Raw genomic sequence first — 22441 nt, 5'->3', positions numbered from 1 at the left:
TGGGGCAGCAGTACGGATGAAAAAAAGCCTGTATGCGGCGCACATACAGGCCAGTCAAACAGCGGAGAGGGTGGGATTCGAACCCACGGTGACCTCACGGCCACAACGCTTTTCGAGAGCGCCCCGATCAACCACTCCGGCACCTCTCCAGATGCAATTGTCAGCTTGCGGCAGCAAGGGGTTCGCCGCGCTTCTGGCGCAACCTGCGGAAAAAGGCTTGCAGCAACGCCGCCGCCTCCTCTTCCAACACGCCACTGCTGATTTTAACCAGATGATTGAAGCGGGGTTCGCGCAGCACCTGGACGATGGAGCCATCCGCACCAAAGCGGGTGTCGCGCGCGCCATAGACCAACCGCTCCAACCGTCCCTGAATCATCGCCCCGGCGCACATAGGGCAGGGTTCCAGCGTGCAGTACAATGTCACGCCGATCAGCCGCCAGTTGCGCAAGTAGACGGCGGCCTGCCGCAGAGCCGTCATCTCCGCGTGCGCCGTCGGGTCCAGGTCCGCTTCTTTGCGATTGTATCCCGCGCCAATGACCTGCCCCGCATAAACGGCCACCGCGCCAACGGGCACTTCGCCCAGGTCGGCAGCCAATTGCGCTTGTGCCAGGGCCAGGCGCATCCAATGCGCGTCATCCAGGTTCGTAACGTTCGCTTCAATCACAAAACGATTATAGCAACGCGAGCAGAAACACGCCAAAGACCGTGCCCTCGTCCAGCAGGGGCGGGCCAGGCGGAGCGTCCGTGCCGTCCCGCCCTACGCCGATTTGCAGATGGTTGTTGGCGGCTGCCCAAACGGACAGCTACTTTTCTACAGATACGGGGATGTCGTTGGCTGTGAGGGCGCTGAGGTCGGTGTCAAGGATGCCGGTTTTGAGGTAGCCGAGGGCCAGGGGGCCGCGGGGGCCGTCGGCGGCGGAGGTGATTGTGCCCACGGCGCGATCATTGAGGGTGAGTTCCGTGCCGGCATTTACCACTCCCGCCAGACGCAGCCGAAACAACTTCTTCGCCAGCCGCCCGCGGCTCTCCAGACGGGCGATAATCTCCTGCCCCGTGTAGCACCCCTTCTTAAAGGAAACGTCCGCCCACAAATTCGCTTCCAGAGGGATGTAGTCCAGCGTAATCTCATGCCGCAGGCGAGGCAACCCACTTTCAATGCGCAGGTAGTCGTAAGCGGCGGCAGATGCCGGCACAATACCCCCCTCTTGTAGCATCGCCGCCACCGCTTCCTTTGCCCCCCGCGGGCACATGAGGAAGTAGCCATCCCCGGCCACGGGGTCGGTGCGGTGCAGCGTCACCGCGAGGTCGGCCAGCGTCACCCGCCGCCAATGGTGCGGCGGCAAATCCACTGCCTCCGGCCACAGCGCGGCCAGGCGCGCGCCGGCGGCCTTGCCGTAGATGCCCCAGATAGCCTTCTCCGCCGTGAGGTCTTGCAGGCGAAAGTCGTCGTTGAAGAAGACAAACCGCAGGAGATAGCGGGCAATGTTCGGCGCGTTTTCCTCCCCCGTGAGCGCGTAGACGTCGTCGCTCCCCGCGTACAGAATCAGGCGATCAATCATGCGGCCAATGTCCGAGGTCAGAATGGTGGCCGCCCCTTCGCCATCGCCCAACCCCTTCACTGCCTGCGTGGACATGCGGTGGAGCAGGTCGAGGCGCGTCGCGCCGCTGAATTTGAGCAGCCCCAGGTCGCCGCGGTCTACCAGGATGGCCTGCTTGTGCGCCGCTTCGTAGGCGGCGGCCAGCGTCTCTGCGGTCAGCGTTGTCATTCGTTCACCTCAATGCTCCCCAAATCTACCCGCGCCGCCTGCCAGTCGCGGGCAAACGCTTCCACCGCCGCCGCGTGCGCCGCCTCGTGCCGGAAAGTCACGTCCGCGATGATTTCCCACAAGGGTTTGTCGAACCACTTGTATCGCCGGGGATCGTTCAAGGCGCGGTCGCTGAAATCCTCCAGCCACTGCTCCAACTGCGCCCGCGCTCCCTGGAAATCGGCAAAAACCCATTCCAGGTCGCGGTCTTTGTTTTCCTCGTAGCGCGCGGCGTTGTAGGCGTCGCGGTCGGCCAGGGCTTGCAGCAGCCGCTGCGGTTTTTTACCTTGCCGCACCTGCATCAGCGCCGTCACCAGTTCCGCTTCCCAGGTCGCCAGGTGTGCCAGCAGGTCGCAAACGGACCAATGCCCCAACACACCCGGATAGGTGAGCGCCTCGTCGGGCAGGGGTTCCAAAGCCATCAACAGCCGTTCACGGCTGGCGTCTAGTGCATCGTAGAGTTCTTCCTGATTCATGGGGGGCATTGTAGCATATGGTCGGGGGAAGGGGAAATGCCGGCAGGTGGCCGCCTCTACAAATATCTTCGCTGGGAACTGGAAACGTACCCCCTCACCCAACTCCACCTTTCCCCGGACGAACTGCTGCGCTGCCTCACCCGCATTCTGGAAACGGGCGATTGGCGCACCCAGCAAAAACTGCTCCGGGAAGCGGAGCGCGCCTTCACGCTCGCCGGATGGGGCGATTTCTTCACCTGGAAAATGGCGCGATTCAGCCTTGAATACGCCGAATAACGGGAATTGGCCGTCGCACCACCCCCATTTTTGCGCTTACGTCTTGTTGCTTTGGTATGGTGGATGTTATAATCTTGCAGCCAGTCCATAATGCCATTAGTGGTCCTTGTATCCGTGCTTTTTCCCAGGCTATCCTATCAGGTGACGGTAGTTGTCATCCATTTGTTATGATAAATGTCACTTTTGAGGCTTGCTGCCTGCCGATAAACTAGTCACTGTATCAAATCAGGTTTGGTGCTGTACCGTATGGCATCTCCTGATTGAGCAGATCGTAGAGTTGCTCCTTCTTTTGGTCAGGCAATGCATTTTTGTGGCAATCTGGTGCGTTTCGGATTGACCTGCCGGCATTTTCAAACTTCCACAGTGACTATACAGGTCATCTGCCCAGATTGGACCAATTTGCTCTGGTTGAATCTTATTGATGTCTACAAAATTGGTCCAATCTCTCGGAGACGTGAATAGTTACCTTCCACAGACAAAATCTTCATCTCTCGCACCAAACGAACACATTCCTCGCACAAGGTGGCGAACATGGCAGCATTTAGAGGAGGAAAGATCATGAGACGAAATAGCTGGCGGGGAGCATTTTTCCCACTCCTCATCCTCGTCCTATTTCTCACCGCCTGCGCCGGCGAAATTGGCCCCGCAGGACCGGCAGGCCCCCCCGGACCGCAAGGCATCCCCGGCCCCACCGGGCGTGACGGCGCGGCCGGGTCTCCCGGACCGGCCGGCGTTGATGGCCTCAGCTACCAACCGCCTGCCTTCATCGGCGCGGACGCCTGCGCCGAATGCCACCAGGAAATCTACGACCGGTACCGCTACAGCGGCCACGCCTGGCAACTCACCCCCGTCATCAACGGCGAATCCCCCGACTACCCCTGGAGCAGCGTCCCTAATCCCCCCGCGGGCTACACCTGGGACGACATTAGCTACATCGTCGGCGGCTACCAGTGGAAGGCCCTCTTCCTGGATCAGGATGGCTACATCATCACGGGTAACGAAGCACAATACAATCTGGCAAACCGCCGCCTGGGGCAGCGGGATGAATGGGTCGCCTTTCACACCGGCGAAACACGGTCCTACGACTGCGGCGGCTGCCACACCACGGGCTATAGTCCCGAGGGGCATCAGGATGGGCGCGAAGGAATCGTGGGCACGTGGACCGAACCGGGCATTAGCTGCGAAGAGTGCCACGGCCCCGGCAGCCTGCACGCCTCCAACCCACTCACCATGCGTCTGGCCGTTGGTTCCAGCGCAGCGGTGTGCAGCGATTGCCACATGCGCAACGCTGGCGTAACCCTCACGGCCACCGATGGCTTTATTCAGCATCATGACGAATACATTGACCTGTTTCCGGGCAAGCACGCGGTCATTGATTGCGTCACTTGCCACGACCCGCACGACGGCGTAAACCAACTACGGGAGACAAAAGAAGCAACGACACGGGCAACCTGCCAGAACTGCCATTACCAGGAAGCACAAGTGCAAAATGTCGGGCGACATGCCCGCCTGGGGGTCGATTGCATTGACTGCCACATGCCCCGCCTGATCGAGACGGCGGAAGGAGACGCCGCTTTCTTCAGCGGCGACGTACGCACGCACCTGACCGCGATTGATCCGAATCTGATCGGCCAGTTTACGGAAAACGGGGAGGTCATTCCGCAGCTAGGACTGGAATATGTCTGCCGTAGTTGTCACGTAGAAGGGGGCAACGCGCCCGCCTGGACGGACGAGGAATTGCAGGCAGCGGCAAAGGGGTATCATACGCCGCGGCCAACGACGGAACCGGAGACAACGACGGAGACAGCAACACAGCCTACACCTTAATGCAACCGATAGGGCGCGCCGCCCGTTGCCGCGGCGCGTCAGCCCTCCCTTATCATGATGACTCTAACGCTCCATTCCCGCCACCGACTGATATGGCTTACAGGCCCAGGGCTGCTTCTTCTGGTCTTTTTGCTGCTGGGCGTGGCACGTCCGGCGCAGGCGGACGAAGGGGGGGCGCGGCCCGACCTGGCCTGCCGCCTCTGTCATGTGGACACCACGCAGTCGCTCACCTTTCCTTCGGGAGAACGGCTTTCCGCGCAAATTCCCCTTGCCGCCCTTGATCAGTCCGCGCATGGCCTGGCCGCCGCCGAACCGCTCGTCTGCACCGCCTGCCACACTCCCGCCAACAACTACCGCATTCCCCACGCCCCCCTCACCGCCGTGAATGCGCGCAGCTATGCCACGATCCTGTCCGCCAATTGCACCCGCTGCCACAACCCACCCCACCTCAGCAGCCACCCGGACGCAGACAGCGACGAACCCGTTATCTGCACCGACTGCCACAGCGCGCACGAGGTGCAAACGGCGGCTGCCTGGGAAAGCGGGAGCGGCGTGGAAACGTGCCTGCAATGCCACGATACGGCGCAGCGCCCCCTGCTTGAGGGCGTCATCCAGGCGGGACTGTTCACCCATACGAGTCAAGACAACGACTACTGCCTGGCCTGTCATGGCCAGCCGGGGCTAACTAAAACATTCCCCGATGGCGAGACAATTTCGCTCACGATTGACGCGGCGGCCTTCCACGATTCCGTGCATGGCGTCGGCAACGAGTGGGAAGCTTTGGCGTGCAGTGATTGCCACGGCGATTATGCCTTTCCCCACGCTCCTACAACCGCGGCCTCCCGCCGCGATTTCGCCCTGGAGATGTATACGGCCTGCTCCCACTGCCATGAGGACAAATATGAGTTGACGTTGGACAGTGTGCATGGCGCGGGACTGGCGGAAGGGGATAAAGATGCCGCCGTCTGTACAGACTGCCACGGGGCGCACGACACCCCCGTGCCCAATGTGCCACGGGCGCGGATTTCGCACACATGTCAGAAATGTCATAGTGAGATTTACGACGAATATGCGCAGAGCGTACATGGCGAAGCGCTGCTGGAGGAGAGCAACGAGGATGTGCCTACGTGCATTGAGTGCCACGGGGTACACAACATTGGTGACCCGACGACGAATCTTTTCCGCATTCGTTCGCCGGAATTGTGCGCGAACTGCCACGCCAATGTGGATCTGATGTCCAAGTATGATATTTCCACGGATGTGTTTGATACGTACGTGGCGGATTTCCATGGCACGACGGTGACGTTGTTTGATCATACAGACCCGAATGCGGAGACGAACAAGGCGGTTTGTTATGACTGCCACGGGGTACATAAGATTTTGGCGCCGGATGATCCGAATGCCGGCATCAAAAACAACCTCCTCGCCACCTGCCAACAATGCCACCCGGACGCCAGAGCCAATTTCCCCGATGCCTGGACCAGTCACTTTGAACCATCGCTGGAACACAACCCCTTCGTCTACCTCGTCAACCTCTTCTACACAATCCTCATCCCCGGCGTCGTCGGCTTCTTCGTCTTCCTCGTCGGCACGGACATCTACCGTCGTCTGCGCCACCGCCTGGCAAGCCCCCCCCAGAGTGAATCATGAGCCAACAGACCCAGTATCCCCGCTTCCGCCTCATGGCCCGCATTGAGCACGCCATCTTGCTGGTGAGCTTCACCGTACTGGCTGTGACCGGACTGCCGCAAAAATACGCGCTTTCCGCCGTCTCTGATTGGATGATCCGCGCGATGGGCGGCATCGAAACCGTGCGCCTCATCCATCGCGGCGCGGCCTTTCTCCTCGTCGTCGGCTCCGTCTACCACCTGTTCACCTCCGCCTACCGCCTCTTCGTGAAGCGGGAGCGGATGCGCATCATGCTTGGGCTGCAGGACTTTCGTGACATCTGGGATACGATTCGCTACAACCTCGGCTTCATTCCCGACCCACCCCGGATGCCCAAATTCAACTTTGGTGAAAAGATCGAATATTGGGCCGTGGTTTGGGGCACAGCCATCATGGCCATCACCGGATTCATGCTTTGGAATCCCATCGCCACCACCTACGTATTGCCCGGCCAGGTTATTCCAGTCGCGCTGGCCGCGCACGGTGGCGAAGCCGTGTTGGCGGTGTTATCCATAGTCATCTGGCATATGTACAACGTTCACATCAAGCATTTCAACCCCAGCATCTTCACGGGGAACCTCCCGCACAAGATTATGGAGGAAGAACATGCGCTAGAACTGGAGCGACTGGAAAGCGGCGGTTCTCCCTGGCCAGGGTTGGCCCTGCCCGTGTTGCAGCACCGCCGGCGGATTTTTCTAATAGCCAGTGTCATCATCGGCGGCGTGATACTGGTTGTGTTGGTATGGGCTTTCACATTTGAGCAAACGGCAATCACCACGATTCCGCAGGTCACGCGTGACGTGTTTACTCCATTAGTAGGCACACCCATACCATAAAGCGTGGCGCGGACGGATACTCTACAAGCCGCGCCGCATTCTACCAACAAACATGTAAGGAGGTTTGTTATGAAACGGATGATCAGAATCTCGTGGGCACTGGGACTGATCTTCCTCTTCAGCTTCATGCTCTACGCATGTAGCAATGAAGGGTCGGGAACAGCAGGTACGCCTGTGGTCGTCACCCGAGAAGTTCCAGTAACGGTCGAGGTGGAAGGACCGGCCGTCGAAGTCGAAGTGACACGTATTGTAGAAGTGATGGTGGAGCCGACGCCTGTCGTGCCCGTCATCCCCTTCCTCGACCAATGGGTCAACTCCGGCCATGCCGACAAAACGGCGGAAGCCTTTGTCCATTGGAACGAAGATGATCCGGCGGAAGTGCCGGAATCCTGCGCCCGCTGCCACAGTGGCGTCGGGTATCAGGACTTCATTGGCGCGGACGGTTCGGAAGCGGGCGTGGTTGACCAGCCCGCGCCGATTGGTTCCGTCATTACCTGCGATGCCTGCCACAACGCGGCTACGGTCATGATGACGAGCGTTGTCTTCCCCTCCGGGATAGAGGTGACGGGTCTGGGACCGGAAGCGCGTTGTATGCAGTGCCACCAGGGGCGTTACTCGAAGGTGGGCGTGGATGAGGCTATTGCCAATGCCGGCATTACCGACAACCTCGACGAAGTAAGCCCGGACCTCGGCTTTGCCAACATCCACTACTACGCCGCCGCCGCCACCCTCTATGGCACGGTGGTCAAGGGTGGCTACGAGTACGACGGCAAAGCATACGATGCCAAGTTCGACCACGTCGCCGGTTATGACACCTGCGCCTCCTGCCACAGCCCGCACACGCTGGAAGTGAAAGTCGCCGAATGTCAGACCTGCCACACCAATGTAGAAACGGTGGAAGACCTGAAGGACGTGCGTATGCAAGGTTCGCTCGTCGATTACAACGGCAACGGTGACCGGGAAGAAGGCATCTACCACGAAGTAACGGGGATGCAAGAGACGCTCATGATGGCGATTCAGGCTTACGCGCGCGAAGTCGCCGGCCAACCGATCGCCTACGACACCGCCCGCTACCCCTACTTCTTCATTGACGCCAATGACAACGGTCAGGTTGATGAAGACGAAACAGGTCGCTACGATTCCTGGACGGCACGCCTGGCCAAGGCCGCCTACAACTATCAGGTATCCCTCAAAGACCCCGGCTTCTTCGCTCACGGCGGCAAGTACATCATTGAGCTGCTGTATGACTCAACCGAGGACTTGAACGGTTCCATTTCCGAACCCATTGATATGACCAACATGCATCGCATTGATGCGGGTCACTTCGCCGGTTCCGAGGAAGCGTTCCGTCATTGGGATGAAGATGGCGAAGTGTCCGGCTCCTGCAGCCGCTGCCACTCCGCCGCCGGCCTGCCGCTCTTCATTGAGCAAGGCGTAACCATCAACCAGCCCACGGCAAACGGCCTTAATTGCGCCACCTGCCACAACGATCTGACCACCTTCACCCGCTACGAAGTGGAAGAAGTGCCGTTCCCCAGCGGGGCCACCCTCACCCTGGGCGAACCGGACGCCAACCTGTGCATCAACTGTCACCAGGGACGCGAGTCTACGGTCAGCGTAGACCGGCTGATCGGTGACCTGGGCGCGGATGAGCAATCGGATCGGCTGCGCTTCTTGAACGTCCACTACTTCGCCGCCGGGGCCACGCTGTTCGGCACCGAAGCCAAGGGCGCGTACGAATTCACCGGTCAGGTCTACGCGGGTCGCAATGAACACGTTGCCGCGCGTGACACCTGCATTGAGTGCCACGACACCCATTTGCTAGAAGTGCAAATTGACGAGTGCGTGGAATGCCACGAGAACGTCGTGACACGAGCCGATCTGGTCGATATTCGCGTCAGCGAAGATGACTTCGACGGTGACGGCGACGTGACCGAAGGTCTGGCCGGCGAAATCGCCACCATGCAGGAAGCCCTGTATACGGCGATGCAGTCCTATGCCACGGACACGATTGGCACGGGTATCGTTTACTCAGATGCCGCCTATCCGTACTTCTTCACGGATACGAATAGCAACGGCACCGTAGACGCGGACGAAGCAACCCGCAGCAATGGCTACAACACCTGGACGCCTGCCCTGCTGCGCGCGGCATACAACTACCAGTATGTGGCAAAAGATCCAGGCGCATTTGCCCACAACGGCAAGTACATCCTGCAAATCCTGTATGATTCGCTCAACAGCCTGGGAGCGGATACCACGAACATGATCCGGCCCTAGCGCCGTGACGAGATAGGCTGATAAGGCCGGATGCAGCAATGTATCCGGCCTTATTTTTGTCACGCGCGCGTCCTTTCCCGGGGGGAGGGACGATAGTTTGTGGGCAGCGTTTCAGACCACTGACCACTGACCACTGACCACTGACCACTATCCACTGACCACTGTTTGGGGTTGATGCCGGCATGAGCGACGCCTTCCACGCCATCCTCTTCCTCATATACGGCCTGGCATTCGTCATGATGGGCTTCATCGTGCTCCTGGAGCACGTACGCGCCAACGACGAACGGCTGCGTCACGCCCTGCGCCCGCTGATCATCTTTGGCCTCCTCCACGGCGGCCACGAATGGCTGGAGATGCTGGAACGCCCCGGACTCCTCCCCTGGCAAGCCGACTTCCCCGAATTGTGGGAGGCAATCCGCCTGGGATTGCTGGCCTTCTCCTTCCTCTCCCTCACCGCCTTTGGCGCTTCCCTCCTCTCCCCCAACGCCAACATCCGCCGCATCAGTCTGCTGGGGCCGCTGCTACAGGGTGGCATCTGGGCCGGCGGCCTGCTGGTGATGCGCGGCCGCTATCCGGCGGACGCCCTGTGGGATGGTGCCGACGTGTGGACCCGCTACGTGCTGGGCATTCCCGCCGCGCTGGTTGCTTCCGTAGGGTTGGTGGCGCAGCAGCGGGCGTTCCGTCGTGCCGGCATGGAACAATTCGGACGCGACAGTCTCTGGGCCGCCATCGCCTTCGCCTGGTACGGCCTTATGGGCCAGCTCTTCACCCGCGCCAGCCAACTCCCCCCCTCCACCTTCCTCAACCAAGACCTCTTCTTCCGCTTCTTTGGCTTCCCCGTACAACTGCTGCGCGCCGCCGCCGCCGTCGCCATCTCCTTCTTCATCGTCGGTTCCCTACGCTCCTTTGAAGTGGAAACGCAGCGCCGCATCACCCAACTACAAGAGGACCGCCTGCGCGAAGCGGAGAAACGGGAGGCGCTGCGCGGGGACCTGCTGCGCCGCGTGGTGGCGGCGCAAGAAGCGGAGCGGCAACGCATCGCCCGCGAACTGCACGACGAAACAGGGCAGGAGCTGACGGCGCTGGGGTTGGGGCTGCGCGGCGTCTCGCGTATGTTAGGCGCCAACCATGAATTAGCCGCGCACAATCTGCACCAGTTGGAAAACCTGGTGGCGCGTTCGCTGGATGAGCTACAGCGGTTGATCGCCAACCTGCGCCCTTCGCACCTGGATGACCTGGGATTGCCGGCAGCGCTGCGCTGGTGGGCGGGCGAAACCCAGAAAGTTGCCGGCATCACCGTAACCGTCACCGTTGCCGGCACGGAACACCCCCTCGCCTCCCCCGTCAAGATCGCCCTCTTCCGCATCGCCCAGGAAGCCCTCACCAACGTCATCAAGCACGCCCAGGCGCAAAACGTAGCCATCACCCTCACCTACAGCGGCGCCGACGTGCGCATAGAAGTGCAAGACGACGGCTGGGGATTCGACGTAGAACGGGCCATGAGCGACGAACGACGACAATCCTGGGGCCTGCTGGGCATGCGCGAACGCGCCTCCCTCCTCGGCGGAGAGTTCACCCTCGACTCCCACCCCGGACGCGGCACACGTATCGCCGTCGTCATCCCCTGTCAAACAAATTGGTCGATCCCGGAACAAGGAGCGCAAGAAAATGGGCATACGCCTGCTGCTGGTGGATGACCACGCCGTGGTGCGGCTGGGGCTGCGCATGTTGCTGGAAAGCGAAGACGACATCGAGATCGTCGGCGAATCCGGCACCGGGAATGAAGCCTTGCGCGACGTGGCCCGCCTGCTACCCGATGTCGTACTCATGGACATTGGCCTGCCCGACATCTCCGGCATCGCCGCCACCCGCCTGATCAAAGCCCAGTACCCACAGGTTGCCATCGTCGCCCTCACCATCCACGAAGACGAAGAGTATTTCTTCCAGATGCTGGACGCGGGGGCCCATGGGTATGTGCCCAAACGCGCCGCGCCGGACGAACTGGTCACGGCCATCCGCGCCGCCGCCGCCAACGAAGTATACTTATACCCCTCGCTGGCGAAACTGCTCGTGCGCGACTTTGTCGCCCAGCGAGAAAGCGCCGCCGATACATCCTCGGACAACCTGACACCGCGCGAAGAAGAGGTGCTGGCCTGGCTGGCGGAAGGAACCAACAACGCGGAGATCGCCGAAAAACTAGTGATCAGCCCCAAAACGGTCGCCCGCCACCGCGAAAACATCATGCGCAAGCTAAACCTCCACTCGCGCACGGAACTGGTCAAGTACGCCATCCGCAAAGGCATCATCAAACCCTAGCCCCCCAACACGCGCCCCATTCGCCATCCCCTTTTTCCTCTTCCCGCGTGCCGTTATGGGGTAATCGCCCCATTTAACCTCAGTTTGAATTCCCCATTTGCCCCATTTTAGCACGGCCACATACCCACGCTTTGGGGCGGTTGCCCCATTCCCAGAATCCGTCACACAGCCAATTTACCCCACGCCGGCAAACCCTTACACTGTAGGCAAAGTTAGACCCACGGTTTGATGGTTTGCTTACTCCTCCAGTTCCCGTCTCTCAAAACCGTCAGACCATTCACCACAAGTGAGGTCCACCATGAGTGCGTTATCGGCCTTCTTTATCGTCACAAGTTTCTTTTTAGTTCGCGTGGTGCTGCCGGCATTTATCCTCCTCTCCATCGGCACACTGCTGCAACGCCACTACGAACGCAAAAGCGGTCAGCACGCCGCTTTATGACCTCTTCTATCCAATCAAGGGGTGTTGACCTGGCTTCTCACAAAGCCACCAACACGGACGGTGTACCATGACCACCTTCCAAGAAATTCTCACAATCGCCTTCGGTTTCCTCCTCCGCCTGGGTATCCCCATCGGCATCACCATCCTCATTGGCTGGTTCCTGCGCCGTCTGGATGCTCGCTGGCAGGCGGAAGCCGAAGCCGAACTGGCCCAACTAAAAACCCGCACAACCCCAGTCCCCTGCTGGGAAGTGTTTGACTGCCCCCCCCGGCTGCGCGACCGTTGCCCAGCCTATCTCCAGCCAGACATCCCTTGTTGGGAATGCCATCGCAGTAACGGGCAACTCCAGTCCGCCTGCCTGACCTGTAAAGTCCGCCGCCAGTTTGAAAAAGCTACGGCAGTCGTTCAGCCCCAAATCAGCTAACGGCGGCGCACAAGGGGAAATTTGGAATGTACAAAAACCTGATGTGGAGAATGATTGTGGGCATCTTTTTTGCCCTCCCCATGGGTCTGTTAGCGACCACCATCGTCCAGGCCAACACATCGCTGCAAACAGCCGAACCGCAAGATTGCCTCGACTGTCACGAAAGTATCCAGACTTCCTGGGCCGTAAGCCCACACGGACAGGCCTTTTCCGACCCCATCTTCCAAGAAGCATGGCAAGAGCAAGGCAAGCCACAAGCCTGCCTGCCTTGCCATACCACCGGCTTCGACGAAGCCACCGGAACCTACGAAGAAGAGGGCGTAGCCTGCACCACTTGCCACTATCCCACCTCCGTCAACCATCCTGATATGGTGATCATGCCCACGGACATCTCCTCGCGCCGCTGTGGCGATTGCCACATAGACACCTACTCCGACTGGCAGCACAGCACCCACAGCCAGGAAAACCTGGCCTGCATTCGCTGCCACAACCCGCACACCAGCGAGATTAAGAAGAGCAGCGCGCAAGAACTGTGCCAGACATGTCACGACAATGAGTCCGAAATGTTTGGCGCTACCGCCCACGCCCAGCAAGGTGTCCTCTGCACCGACTGCCACCTGACCATCTCCGACACGCAGATGGGCGAGGGACACGGCAAACGCTCTCACACCTTCACCGTGGACATCGTCACCTGCTCCGAGTGCCACGCGCAGGAAATGCACGTCCCCACGGACCACAACCTGCTCCCCGGCGAACTGCAGCAGGCGGGCATGGTTCAACCCCCCGCCAACAGCACCACCGTCAGCGCCCAGCCGAACCCGGTCAGCCCGTACAGCTTTGTCGCCCTGGCCGCGCTCGTGGGCATGGGTTTCGGCATGGTTCTGGCCCCCTGGCTGCGCAACTGGTATCGACAGGCGGATTTCTAGCCCCATCACCTTCCTGGAAGCGTCCAACTTCCAGGAAGGTTTCGAGGTATTGTCATGAACAACGAGAAGATTGGAAGACGCGGTTTCCTCAAAATGCTGCTGGCGGGCACGGGAACCGTCCTGGTCGTGGGACCGCGTAAACTGGGAGAGGTCGCGGAAGAGCTTATCTCCGCTTCCAAAGCACCCGGCGACTCCGCCAGCCCCCGCTGGGCCATGATTATTGACCAATCAAAGTGCATTGGCTGCGGCGACTGCACCCACGCCTGCGCCGCCGCCAACGACACCGCCCCCGGCATCTCCTGGAACCAGGTCACCGAAGCGGAAAAGGTCGGGGAGCAGCAAGTGTTCCTCCCCGTGCAATGTATGCACTGCAACAATGCGCCCTGCGTGGACGTTTGCCCGGTAAAGGCCACCTATCACCGCGCCGATGGCATCGTCATGATGGATTATGACCGCTGTATCGGCTGCCGCTATTGCGAAATAGCCTGCCCGTATGGGGCGCGTTCCTTCAACTGGGAAGCGTTTACGGGGGATAACCCGGATGTGCCGGCATGGGGCCAGCCAGAAGTCGAACGTCGTCCGCGTGGCGTCGTGGAAAAATGCACCTTTTGCTACCAGCGCATCAATCGCGGCCTGGCGCACGGCCTCACCCCCGGCGTAGACCGGGAAGCGACGCCCAAGTGCGTGGTCACCTGCCCAACCGGGGCGCGCATCTTCGGCGACCTGAACGACCCTGACTCGCCGGTAAGCAAAGCACTGGCGGCACACCCCTCGTTCCGTCTGCGGGAAGAACTGGGCACGGAGCCGCGCATCTACTACCTGCCACCACATGAAGCGCATAGTGAGGTAAACGCATGAACGGCAAATTGAGCGCACGAATCCTGAACCCGTTCCGTTGGTGGATACTCCTGCTGCTAGTCTTGATGACGGGCGGCGTTATCGGCGGCGTGCTGGTCTTCGCCCGCGGCCTGGTGATCACCAACCTGAGCGATCTTGTCCCCTGGGGACTCTGGATCGCCATTGACCTGTCCTCGATAGCCCTCAGCGCGGGCGCTTTCCTCCTCTCCGCCGCCGTCTATTTGCTCGGTCTGCGCCGCTTCCAGCCGGTGGCCCGCACAGCCGTCTTCATCGGCCTCATCGGCTACAGCATGGCCCTGATGACGTTGCTGCTGGACATTGGCCGCCCGGACCGCTTCTGGCACGCGCTGGCATTTTGGAACCCACATTCGCCGCTGTGGGAAGTGACGATGTGCGTGGCCCTTTATCTGTCGGTGTTGGTGCTGGAGACGGCGCCCATTTTTGCCCGCTTCGCCTGGCTGCGGCAGCGTTGGCCGCGCCTGACGCAGCGGCTGGAGCATGTACACAAGCTGGCCCCCGCCCTGGCAATTGCGGGTCTCTGCCTCTCCATGCTGCACCAGTCGTCGCTGGGAGCCACGTACGGCATTCTGAAAGCACGCCCCATCTGGTATCAACCGGGTTTGCCTGTGTTGTTTATCATTTCGGCGGCGGTGGCCGGGCCGGCGCTGACTATTCTCGCTTCCATGTTGGCGGCGCGGTTGTCGCCCCGGTTGGCGGTGGTGAAGGATGATCTGCTGGCGCAATTGGCCCGCTTTGTGGGCTGGGGGCTGCTGCTATACTTGTATCTGCGCTTCTGGGACGTATTGGCGATGAGCTACACGTATGAACCGGGGCGCACGGAAGGGTTGCAGTTGTTGACACGCGGCTCGCTGGCGTTTAATTTCTGGATTGGGGAGATTTTGTTGGGGGCGGTTGTGCCGGCATTTATTCTCCTCACCCCCCGCCTGCGCCAAAAACCCCTCCCGCGCATGGTCGCCCTCCTCTGCGTTGTTGGCGGCCTCGTCGCCTATCGCTGGGACGTGAACATGGTCGGCCAGCTCGTCGTCTTCGCCCACCTGCCACAAGGCATTGTCCCGCAATATACGCACTACACTCCTTCCCTGGTTGAGTGGGGCACAGGATTGGGCATTATTGCCTACGGACTGCTGGCCTTCACCCTCGGCGTACGCCACCTGCGCGTCGTGGACCACACCCCTGAGCCACACCCGATTCCCGTAGAAGCACAGCCCGCGCTGGCTCTGGCCGGCACGGACTGACGGCTACTGACAAACCTCCTTCCCTTCTTCTCTTCTTGGAGCAAGCCTCCGTCACGACAAAAGTGGCGGAGGTTTTGCTTTGGCGGCAGGTCTCACCCCGATCTCATGTTCCCGATCTTCTTTGGTCGCATGGTTTGCATTTAGTGTATAATGCGTTCAAGAAGATTTCGACGCAGCTATCAGGAGATAAGAATGAGCGAGGCTGCTTTCCCTCTCAAATCCATGAATTCCGAATCATATGCCGCCGGCGCCGACCGGAACGCGGTGGAGACTACGCCAGGCCACGATGAGGAAGTACGTTGGGTGGTGATACAGGAAACAGGCGGGATTTTGCCGGCACAAGTCATTGCCGGTAGTCTCCAGGCCGAAGGCATTCCCGCCATCGCCTGGCAAGAAGGCGCAGGTCGGGCCATCGGCCTCACTGTGGGCCTGCTGGGCAATGGTTACGTCTCCGTACCCCAAAACTACGAGCAACAGGCTCGTGACTTTTTAGCAATGATGGACGACTTGGAAGAAGAATGGGAGGAAGAAGATTGGGATGACGAGGAAAACGAAACACCCTGATCCTCTGGCGCTTCATCTCCCCCATTTGTTACATTCGTCACTATTGACGCGGCTGCCTTCCCCCTACAATCGGAAACATCAAGCGCCAGTCCGCCCCTGCATGGGGGCTGGCCTATGACTATTTGACAACTTTCCCAACGACTATCCACTCAAGGCGTTCCCCTTGAGTGCGGCGTGCCACGATGGAGAAGACGTCCGTAGTGCCGATTGCCGTCGGCGATGCCGTAGCCGCCACCAACCTCCGCCTGAAGCGGCGGTCCGCTGGTCCGCAAAAGCGACGACCAACTGACCACTACCCACTGTCAACTGACCACTTTCCTCGAAGGAGTATCGAATGGCCGAAACGACCTGGACCAATAAAGAGCAAGTCATCATGGATGCCCGCCCCAGCCGCCTGAAGTACGTCATTGGCGGACTCGTCATCCTGGCCGCGCTGTCGTTCTTGATTTACAACGCCATGCGCGACACCACGCAGCTTTATGTGACGGTGCAAGAATACTACGCGAATCCGGCTAAATATGCCGGCAAAGACCTGCGCATCGCCGGGTTCGTCATCGGCGACACCATCAACTTCATCCAGGTAGACGCCAACACCACCCGCCTGGAGTTCTCCGTCGTAGATGACCTCAGCAACCCCCAACAAACCCTGCAAATCGTCGCCATGAACGAACCCATGCCCGACTTGCTGCAACACGAAGCGGAGGCCCTGGTCGAAGGCCATATCGAAAACGGCGTCTTCTACGCCAACCAGGGCGGACTACTCCTCAAATGCCCCACCCGTTACGAAGAAGCCGCGCAAAGCGCGAATTAGACCGCTAACCTTCCCGGAAGCTCAATCGCAGACCAACGGCGTCTCATACAGCTTCCGGGAAGATGATCAACCATCACCAATACCCCGGCCCCCGAGAAACCCTATGATTGCCGATCTTGGTTACACAGCCCTCATGATTGCCTTCGTCATCTCCGTCTATGGCGTTCTGGCAACCATCTACGGCATGGTCCAACACGACGAACGCTGGGTTACCAGCGCCCGCAACGCCACCATCCTCATTTTTCCCCTCGTCTTGCTGGCCTGCCTCGCCCTCGTCGCCTCCATGCTGCGCAGCGACTTCTCCCTGGAATACGTCGCCCGCGTCACCAGTCGCGGCATGCCCACCTACCTCAAAGTCACCGCGCTCTGGGGAGGGCAGGCCGGATCCCTCCTCTTCTGGAACCTGCTCCTGGCCGCCTTCACCAGCATCGCCATGCTGCGGCACTGGCGCGACGAACACGAACTCGTCCCCTACGCCCTGGCCATTTCCACCGTCACTCAGATTTTCTTCCTGGGCATTTCGCTATTCGTGGAAAACCCGTTTGTCCGCCTCAGCCCCATTCCCGCCGACGGCAACGGCCTCAACCCCCTGCTGCGCCATCCCGGCATGATCATCCATCCCCCCATGCTCTATCTGGGCTTCACCGGCCTCACCATCCCCTTCGCCTTCGCCATGGCCGCCCTCCTCAGCGGCAAGCTGGACGACACCTGGATTCGCCTCACCCGCCGCTGGACGCTGGTCGCCTGGCTGTTCCTCAGCCTGGGCTTGATTCTGGGCGGGCGTTGGGCCTATGATGTGTTAGGCTGGGGGGGGTACTGGGCCTGGGACCCCGTGGAAAATTCTAGCTTTATGCCCTGGCTTGCCGGCACGGCCTTCCTCCACTCCATCATGATCCAGGAAAAGCGCGACATGTTCAAAATCTGGAACATGTTCCTCGTTTTGCTCACCTATTTACTGGCGATTTATGGCACGTTCGTCGTCCGCAGCGGTGTCATCTCTTCCGTACACGCCTTCGCCCAATCCGCCATCGGCCCCCTGTTTTTCGGTTTCCTCGTGCTGATGCTGCTCTTCTCCCTGGCCTGGATTTTTATCCGTTGGGACAAACTGCGCTCGGAAAACCGCCTCAACTCGCTCCTCTCGCGGGAAGCCGCCTTTCTGCTAAACAACTTCCTCTTCCTGGGCATCCTGTTTGGCACGTTCTGGGGCACAAACTACCCGATCATTTCCGAACTGTTCACGGGAGACAAGGCTACCGTAGGCCCCCCCTTCTACCACAAGGTAAACGGCCCCCTGTTTGCGCTGCTGATGCTGCTCATGGGGGTGGCCCCGCTAACGATGTGGTATCGCACCAGTCTCAAACGACTGGAAATCATGATGCGCTGGCCCGCACTGGTGACAGTGCTGTTCGTAGGCGCATTGTATGCGTTGGGCGTGCGTAGCTGGGTGGCTTTGTTGGGATATGGGTTGGTGACGTTTGCCGGCATTATCACCCTCCTCGAATTCTGGCGCGGCACACGAGCGCGCATGAAAAAAGGCGAACCACCCTGGACCGCCTTCATCCGCCTCATGGCCCGCAACCGCCGCCGCTACGGTGGCTACTGGATTCACCTGGGCGTCGTCATCATGGGCTTCGGCATCATCGGCAGCACCGTCTATCAACAGCAGCGCCAGCTCCAACTGCATCAGGGCGAATCCCTCACCATCGGCGATTTCTCCATGACCTTCCAGGGCGTGGACCGCTTCCCCGGCGCCGATGACCTCGTCATCACGGAAGCCACCGTAGACATATACAAAAACGGCGTTTTCCTGAAAACGCTGCATCCCCGCACCGAACTGTACACGCGCACCAACCAGCCCATGACGATTCCCGATAAACGCTCCACCGTTTCCGAGGACTTCTACGCCCTCCTCATCAACTGGGAACCGGTCGCCGCCGACCTGGCCACCTTCAAGGTGTACGTCAACCCCCTCATCAACTGGGTTTGGGCAGGCGGCCTTATTTTTGTCCTGGGCACAACCATTGCCGGCTGGTCGGACCCCGTGCCCGTGCGCGAACCTTTGGCTGCTCGTCGCCGCCGTGTCGTCGTCGGTGGCGCGGCCACCGACTAGGCGCAAATGATTATGTCAAACAAGACACGTTTCCTCACGCTCCTCTTCCTGCTGCTAGCAGTCGCGGCCCTGGCAGCCGCCCCCGCCGCGCTGGCGCAATCAACCGCAATCACGGATGACCAGGTCAACGAAGTCGCCCACGACCTCTACTGCCCCGTGTGCGAAAGCACCCCACTGGACGTGTGCCCCACGCAAGCCTGCCGGGATTGGCGCGAAGTAATCCGCACGCAGCTTGCCGAAGGTCGTAGCAAGCAGCAAATCATGGACTATTTCGCCGAACAGTATGGCGACCGCGTGCTGGCCGAACCCCCTCGCAGTGGGTTTGACCTCATCGTCTGGATTTTGCCGGCAGCCGCCGTCATCGGAGGCGGATTCTTCTTTGCGCGCTACCTCAATCGCCTGCGCCGACCAGAGGACGACCGCGACGAGGAAGCCCCCCCCTCCTCCCCGCCTCCATCTGGCGAAGACCCCTACCTGGCCCGCGTAGAGAAGGAATTGCAACAAAAATCATGACAGACGTAACCATGACACCGGATGATTCCGCGCCCGCGCGGCGCATCAACAAATGGAGCATCGTCACCGCCGCCGCCGTCCTGTTCATCCTCGGCTTTCTAGGTTGGGGGTTGATGAACACCAACGCCTCGCGCCCGGAACCGGGAAGCAAAGCGCCCGGCTTCGATTTACAGTTCTTTAACGGGTATGAATGGGAAGAACGACAGACCGCATCCCTGGCGGACATGCAAGGGCAGGTCGTCGTCCTCAACTTCTGGGCCTCCTGGTGCGTTGAGTGCCGCGTCGAAGCAGATTTGCTCGAAAACACCTGGCGCGCCTACGCCGACAAGGGAGTCGTCTTCCTCGGCGTCGCCTACATTGACGTGGAACCCCAATCCATCGCCTACATGAATGAATTCAACGTCACCTATCCCAACGCGCCCGATCTGCGCTCCATGATCTCGCACGAATACAAAGTAACCGGCGTACCGGAGACATTCTTCATTGGCAAAGATGGGCTGATCAAAGACATCGTCATTGGCCCTGTCTCGCAACAGCGCCTTGTCAGTACCATCGAACGCCTGCTGGCGGAGGATGCCTGATCCACAACGACGAGCATGATGGCCCAAATGTCCCCATCCGCCCGTCCGCAACAACAGACAAACAGTTATGTCCACAGGTTCTATTCTTCTCGGGTTAGCCCTATTTCTAGGGGTGGCCTTTTTCCTGGCGCACCCCTTTTTGCTGCCCAGCAGGCAGCCAGATACGTCCCGTCACGCCACACCTGCCGCGTCATCGCGGCAACCGTTACTGGCGGCAAAAGAAGTACTGCTGGTACGACTGCGTGCCCTTGATTTCGACTACGAAACGGGCAAAATCCCCGCCGACATCTACGAATCCCAACGCCTGACCCTGAAAATGGAGACGGCGGGCGTCTTGCAGCAACTTGACGCCCTGACGCCCGCCACGCCCCCTGCCGCGGGCTTGGGGGATGAAATCGAAGCCGCCGTGGCAGCACGACGCGGCCACGCCGGGCGGGCCGCGTCGCCGACGGCGGTGGAAGGTGAAATTGAGGCGGCTGTGGCCCGTAGGCGACACCAGGGCGCGCCCGCCAAATCCGCCGCGCCGGCGCAAGCAAATGGGCAGCCCGTGGCCCGTTTTTGTCCGCGGTGCGGTCAACGCACCGATGTCGGTGATAAATTCTGCGCCGGCTGTGGCACGCCGCTGGCGCAGCCCGCGTCCGAAACAGAATCTTCCTGGAAGCTTTGAGCTTCCAGGAAGATGACAACCTTCTCTGAAGCTCAAAGCTTACAGGCGCTTCTTCCCCTCATGATGACATCAAAACACGCTCGTTTTATGCTCCCCTTGCTGATTTTGGCCGCGATGATGGTGGTGATGCCGGCATTGCCGGCATTCTCCCAATCCACCCCCACATCCGAAATCTCCACCGCCGACGCCGACGCCGGCCTCACCATCTTCGCCGAACGCTGCGCCAACTGCCACGGCCCACAAGGCGCAGGCGACGGCGACATGGTAGACCGCCTGCCCGCCCCCCCTCGCCCCTTCAACGACCCCGAGTACGCGCGCCAGGCCATTCCTGCCGGCATGTTCCAGGCCATCACCGACGGCAACCTGGAAAAAGGAATGCCCCCCTTTGGCCCCAGCAGCACCAACGCCATCGCCGAAGCAGACCGTTGGAACCTCGTTGCCGCCGTCTTCGCCCTCAGCGCCTCGCCGGACGCCATCGCCCGTGGCGCGGATCTGTTCGCCGCCCTCGACCCCGGCCCGGACACCGCCTTCATGACCGACCCCACATTCTGGCGCGACAACAGCAACCAGACCGCCTTTGACCGCCTGCAAGCCCTGCTCCCCAACACGCCCGCGGACGACGTTTGGGCAATGGTCGATTATGGCCGCGCCACATTTTCTTTTAACGGCGTGGCCCCGGTGGTGCTCGTCGATGGGGTGATTACGGGGCAGGTGCTAAACGGAACGACGGGAAACGCGGCCGGTGATTTGCCGGCACTCCTGCGCGCCTTCAACCCCGCCGACTTCACCATTGGCCTCGTCCTCACCAGCACCGTCAACACCGATGGCTCCTTCCAGTTCGACATCACTCAGGCCCCTTCCGACTGGGTGTACATGGCCAGCGTCGCCTACAACGACATCAGCTTCAGCAGCGACATTGGCCGCCTCGGCGCCGACGAACCCAGCGCCGCCCTGCCCATCACCATCTACGACCCCACCACCGACGCCTCGGTCATCTCCATTGACCAGCTACACATCATCATGAACGTCACTGCCACCCAGTTGGAAGTCAACGAGTTGTACACCTTCAGCAACAACGCCAATCAGGTCTACGTGGGCGATTCCGGCGACGTCAACGGCGGCACGGTCCTCATCCCCCTGCCGCCCGACGCGCAAAATCCCGCCTTCCAACGCGGCTTTGGTTCCCTCGACTCCTTCGTGCCCGCCAATGAACTCTTCCCCACAGACGCGGGTTGGCGCGACACCCTGCCGCTGCGCCCCGGCCCCAACAGCATGAACCTGCTGGTCCGCTACACGCTCCCATACGACAGCGGCATGACCGTGGCCCACAGCGTCCCCTACGACACCACCATCCCCACCATCATCCTCCCCGACAGCGGCGTCACCCTCGTGGGCGACTGGCAGAGCAGCGGTCCGCAGGACTTCCAGGGGCAGACCTTTGTGCAATACACCGGCGCACCCGTGAACGCGGGCGGCAGCCTCAGCATCACGCTGGAAGGGAAACCACGCTCCGGCGGTGGCGCTGTGGCCATCAACAGCACCACCCAGATTCTCATCGGCGCGGGCGCGCTGGTCCTGGTTGCCGGCATTGCCATCATCGCCACACAGCGGGCGCGGCGCAATGCCCCAATAGAGGAACCGGCGGATCGGGAAGAACTGCTGGCGACGCTGGTCGCGCTGGATGACGCCTACGCCAACGGCAAAATCTCCGCCGCCGATTACCAGCAAGAACGGCAGCAAGTCAAAGAAGAACTGATGGCCATCTGGAACAGCAGCGATTCATAAAGCCGGTGGCAACCGGCCTTCCAGCG

At 60.5% G+C, this 22441-nt stretch carries 22 protein-coding genes and 1 tRNA gene; 19 read left to right on the top strand and 4 right to left on the bottom strand.

The genetic code is table 11. The features are described from left to right. Positions 1-62: 62 nt before the first annotated feature. From H6650_01945 to H6650_01930, 4 genes are all read right to left on the bottom strand, one after another. Positions 63-149 (bottom strand) — tRNA-Ser (locus H6650_01945). 11 nt (positions 150-160) lie between these two features. Continuing rightward, on the bottom strand, positions 161-622 hold the full coding sequence (tadA, locus tag H6650_01940; protein ID MCB8950754.1) for a tRNA adenosine(34) deaminase TadA: 462 nt from the start codon (positions 620-622) through the stop codon (positions 161-163). A 181-nt stretch (positions 623-803) separates the two neighbouring features. Next, complete coding sequence (locus H6650_01935; protein MCB8950753.1) at positions 804-1766, bottom strand: folate-binding protein YgfZ; 963 nt, start codon at positions 1764-1766, stop codon at positions 804-806. After that, positions 1763-2281: a ClbS/DfsB family four-helix bundle protein gene (locus tag H6650_01930; protein MCB8950752.1), complete on the bottom strand. Its 519-nt coding sequence runs from the start codon at positions 2279-2281 to the stop codon at positions 1763-1765. Before H6650_01930 ends, H6650_01935 begins: the two co-directional genes overlap by 4 nt. Before the next feature lie 36 nt (positions 2282-2317). Between H6650_01930 and H6650_01925 the strand changes: the two genes are divergently transcribed. The 19 genes from H6650_01925 to H6650_01835 all read left to right on the top strand — a co-directional run bounded on the left by H6650_01925 (position 2318) and on the right by H6650_01835 (position 22415). Then, positions 2318-2557, top strand: a complete 240-nt coding sequence (locus tag H6650_01925; GenBank protein MCB8950751.1) for a hypothetical protein — start codon at positions 2318-2320, stop codon at positions 2555-2557. A 558-nt stretch (positions 2558-3115) separates the two neighbouring features. Further along, positions 3116-4384: a hypothetical protein gene (locus H6650_01920; GenBank protein MCB8950750.1), complete on the top strand. Its 1269-nt coding sequence runs from the start codon at positions 3116-3118 to the stop codon at positions 4382-4384. A gap of 54 nt (positions 4385-4438) precedes the next feature. After that, a complete protein-coding gene (locus H6650_01915; GenBank protein MCB8950749.1) occupies positions 4439-6034 on the top strand; it encodes a cytochrome c3 family protein in 1596 nt (531 codons plus the stop codon). Then, positions 6031-6888: a hypothetical protein gene (locus H6650_01910; GenBank protein ID MCB8950748.1), complete on the top strand. Its 858-nt coding sequence runs from the start codon at positions 6031-6033 to the stop codon at positions 6886-6888. Before H6650_01915 ends, H6650_01910 begins: the two co-directional genes overlap by 4 nt. 258 nt (positions 6889-7146) lie before the next feature. After that, positions 7147-9165 (top strand): cytochrome c3 family protein, encoded by a 2019-nt coding sequence (locus tag H6650_01905; protein ID MCB8950747.1) that lies wholly within the window; start codon positions 7147-7149, stop codon positions 9163-9165. Between the two features lie 182 nt (positions 9166-9347). Next, positions 9348-10862, top strand: coding sequence for a sensor histidine kinase (locus tag H6650_01900; protein MCB8950746.1), 1515 nt, complete (start codon positions 9348-9350; stop codon positions 10860-10862). Next, entirely contained in the window at positions 10834-11481 is a 648-nt protein-coding gene (locus H6650_01895; protein ID MCB8950745.1) for a response regulator transcription factor, read from the top strand. Before H6650_01900 ends, H6650_01895 begins: the two co-directional genes overlap by 29 nt. Before the next feature lie 298 nt (positions 11482-11779). After that, on the top strand, positions 11780-11920 hold the full coding sequence (locus tag H6650_01890) for a hypothetical protein (GenBank protein ID MCB8950744.1): 141 nt from the start codon (positions 11780-11782) through the stop codon (positions 11918-11920). Positions 11921-11987: 67 nt separating this feature from the next. Continuing rightward, positions 11988-12344, top strand: a complete 357-nt coding sequence (locus H6650_01885; protein MCB8950743.1) for a hypothetical protein — start codon at positions 11988-11990, stop codon at positions 12342-12344. A gap of 26 nt (positions 12345-12370) precedes the next feature. Beyond that, positions 12371-13270 carry a hypothetical protein gene (locus tag H6650_01880; GenBank protein MCB8950742.1) on the top strand — a complete coding sequence of 300 codons (900 nt, stop codon included), beginning with the start codon at positions 12371-12373 and terminating at the stop codon, positions 13268-13270. Positions 13271-13483: 213 nt separating this feature from the next. Further along, entirely contained in the window at positions 13484-14128 is a 645-nt protein-coding gene (locus H6650_01875) for a 4Fe-4S dicluster domain-containing protein (GenBank protein ID MCB8950741.1), read from the top strand. An 8-nt stretch (positions 14129-14136) separates the two neighbouring features. Further along, positions 14137-15384, top strand: a complete 1248-nt coding sequence (gene nrfD / locus H6650_01870) for a polysulfide reductase NrfD (GenBank protein ID MCB8950740.1) — start codon at positions 14137-14139, stop codon at positions 15382-15384. A 192-nt stretch (positions 15385-15576) separates the two neighbouring features. Beyond that, positions 15577-15948 (top strand): hypothetical protein, encoded by a 372-nt coding sequence (locus H6650_01865; GenBank protein ID MCB8950739.1) that lies wholly within the window; start codon positions 15577-15579, stop codon positions 15946-15948. A gap of 334 nt (positions 15949-16282) precedes the next feature. Further along, positions 16283-16759, top strand: coding sequence for a cytochrome c maturation protein CcmE (locus tag H6650_01860; GenBank protein MCB8950738.1), 477 nt, complete (start codon positions 16283-16285; stop codon positions 16757-16759). A gap of 103 nt (positions 16760-16862) precedes the next feature. Beyond that, on the top strand, positions 16863-18869 hold the full coding sequence (locus H6650_01855) for a heme lyase CcmF/NrfE family subunit (GenBank protein MCB8950737.1): 2007 nt from the start codon (positions 16863-16865) through the stop codon (positions 18867-18869). Positions 18870-18881: 12 nt separating this feature from the next. Continuing rightward, positions 18882-19382 carry a cytochrome c-type biogenesis protein CcmH gene (locus H6650_01850; protein MCB8950736.1) on the top strand — a complete coding sequence of 167 codons (501 nt, stop codon included), beginning with the start codon at positions 18882-18884 and terminating at the stop codon, positions 19380-19382. Next, positions 19379-19963, top strand: coding sequence for a TlpA family protein disulfide reductase (locus tag H6650_01845; protein ID MCB8950735.1), 585 nt, complete (start codon positions 19379-19381; stop codon positions 19961-19963). The genes H6650_01850 and H6650_01845 overlap by 4 nt, the downstream gene beginning before the upstream one ends. A gap of 67 nt (positions 19964-20030) precedes the next feature. Next, positions 20031-20630 (top strand): zinc ribbon domain-containing protein, encoded by a 600-nt coding sequence (locus tag H6650_01840; protein MCB8950734.1) that lies wholly within the window; start codon positions 20031-20033, stop codon positions 20628-20630. A gap of 60 nt (positions 20631-20690) precedes the next feature. After that, positions 20691-22415 (top strand): c-type cytochrome, encoded by a 1725-nt coding sequence (locus tag H6650_01835; protein MCB8950733.1) that lies wholly within the window; start codon positions 20691-20693, stop codon positions 22413-22415. The last annotated feature ends 26 nt before the right edge of the window (positions 22416-22441 follow it).

The organism is Ardenticatenales bacterium, assembly GCA_020634515.1.
In the GTDB taxonomy this organism is placed as follows: Bacteria; Chloroflexota; Anaerolineae; order Promineifilales; family Promineifilaceae; genus JAGVTM01.
Note: the sequence above shows the minus strand (reverse complement) of the source record. Positions and strands in the feature narration are given on the sequence as shown.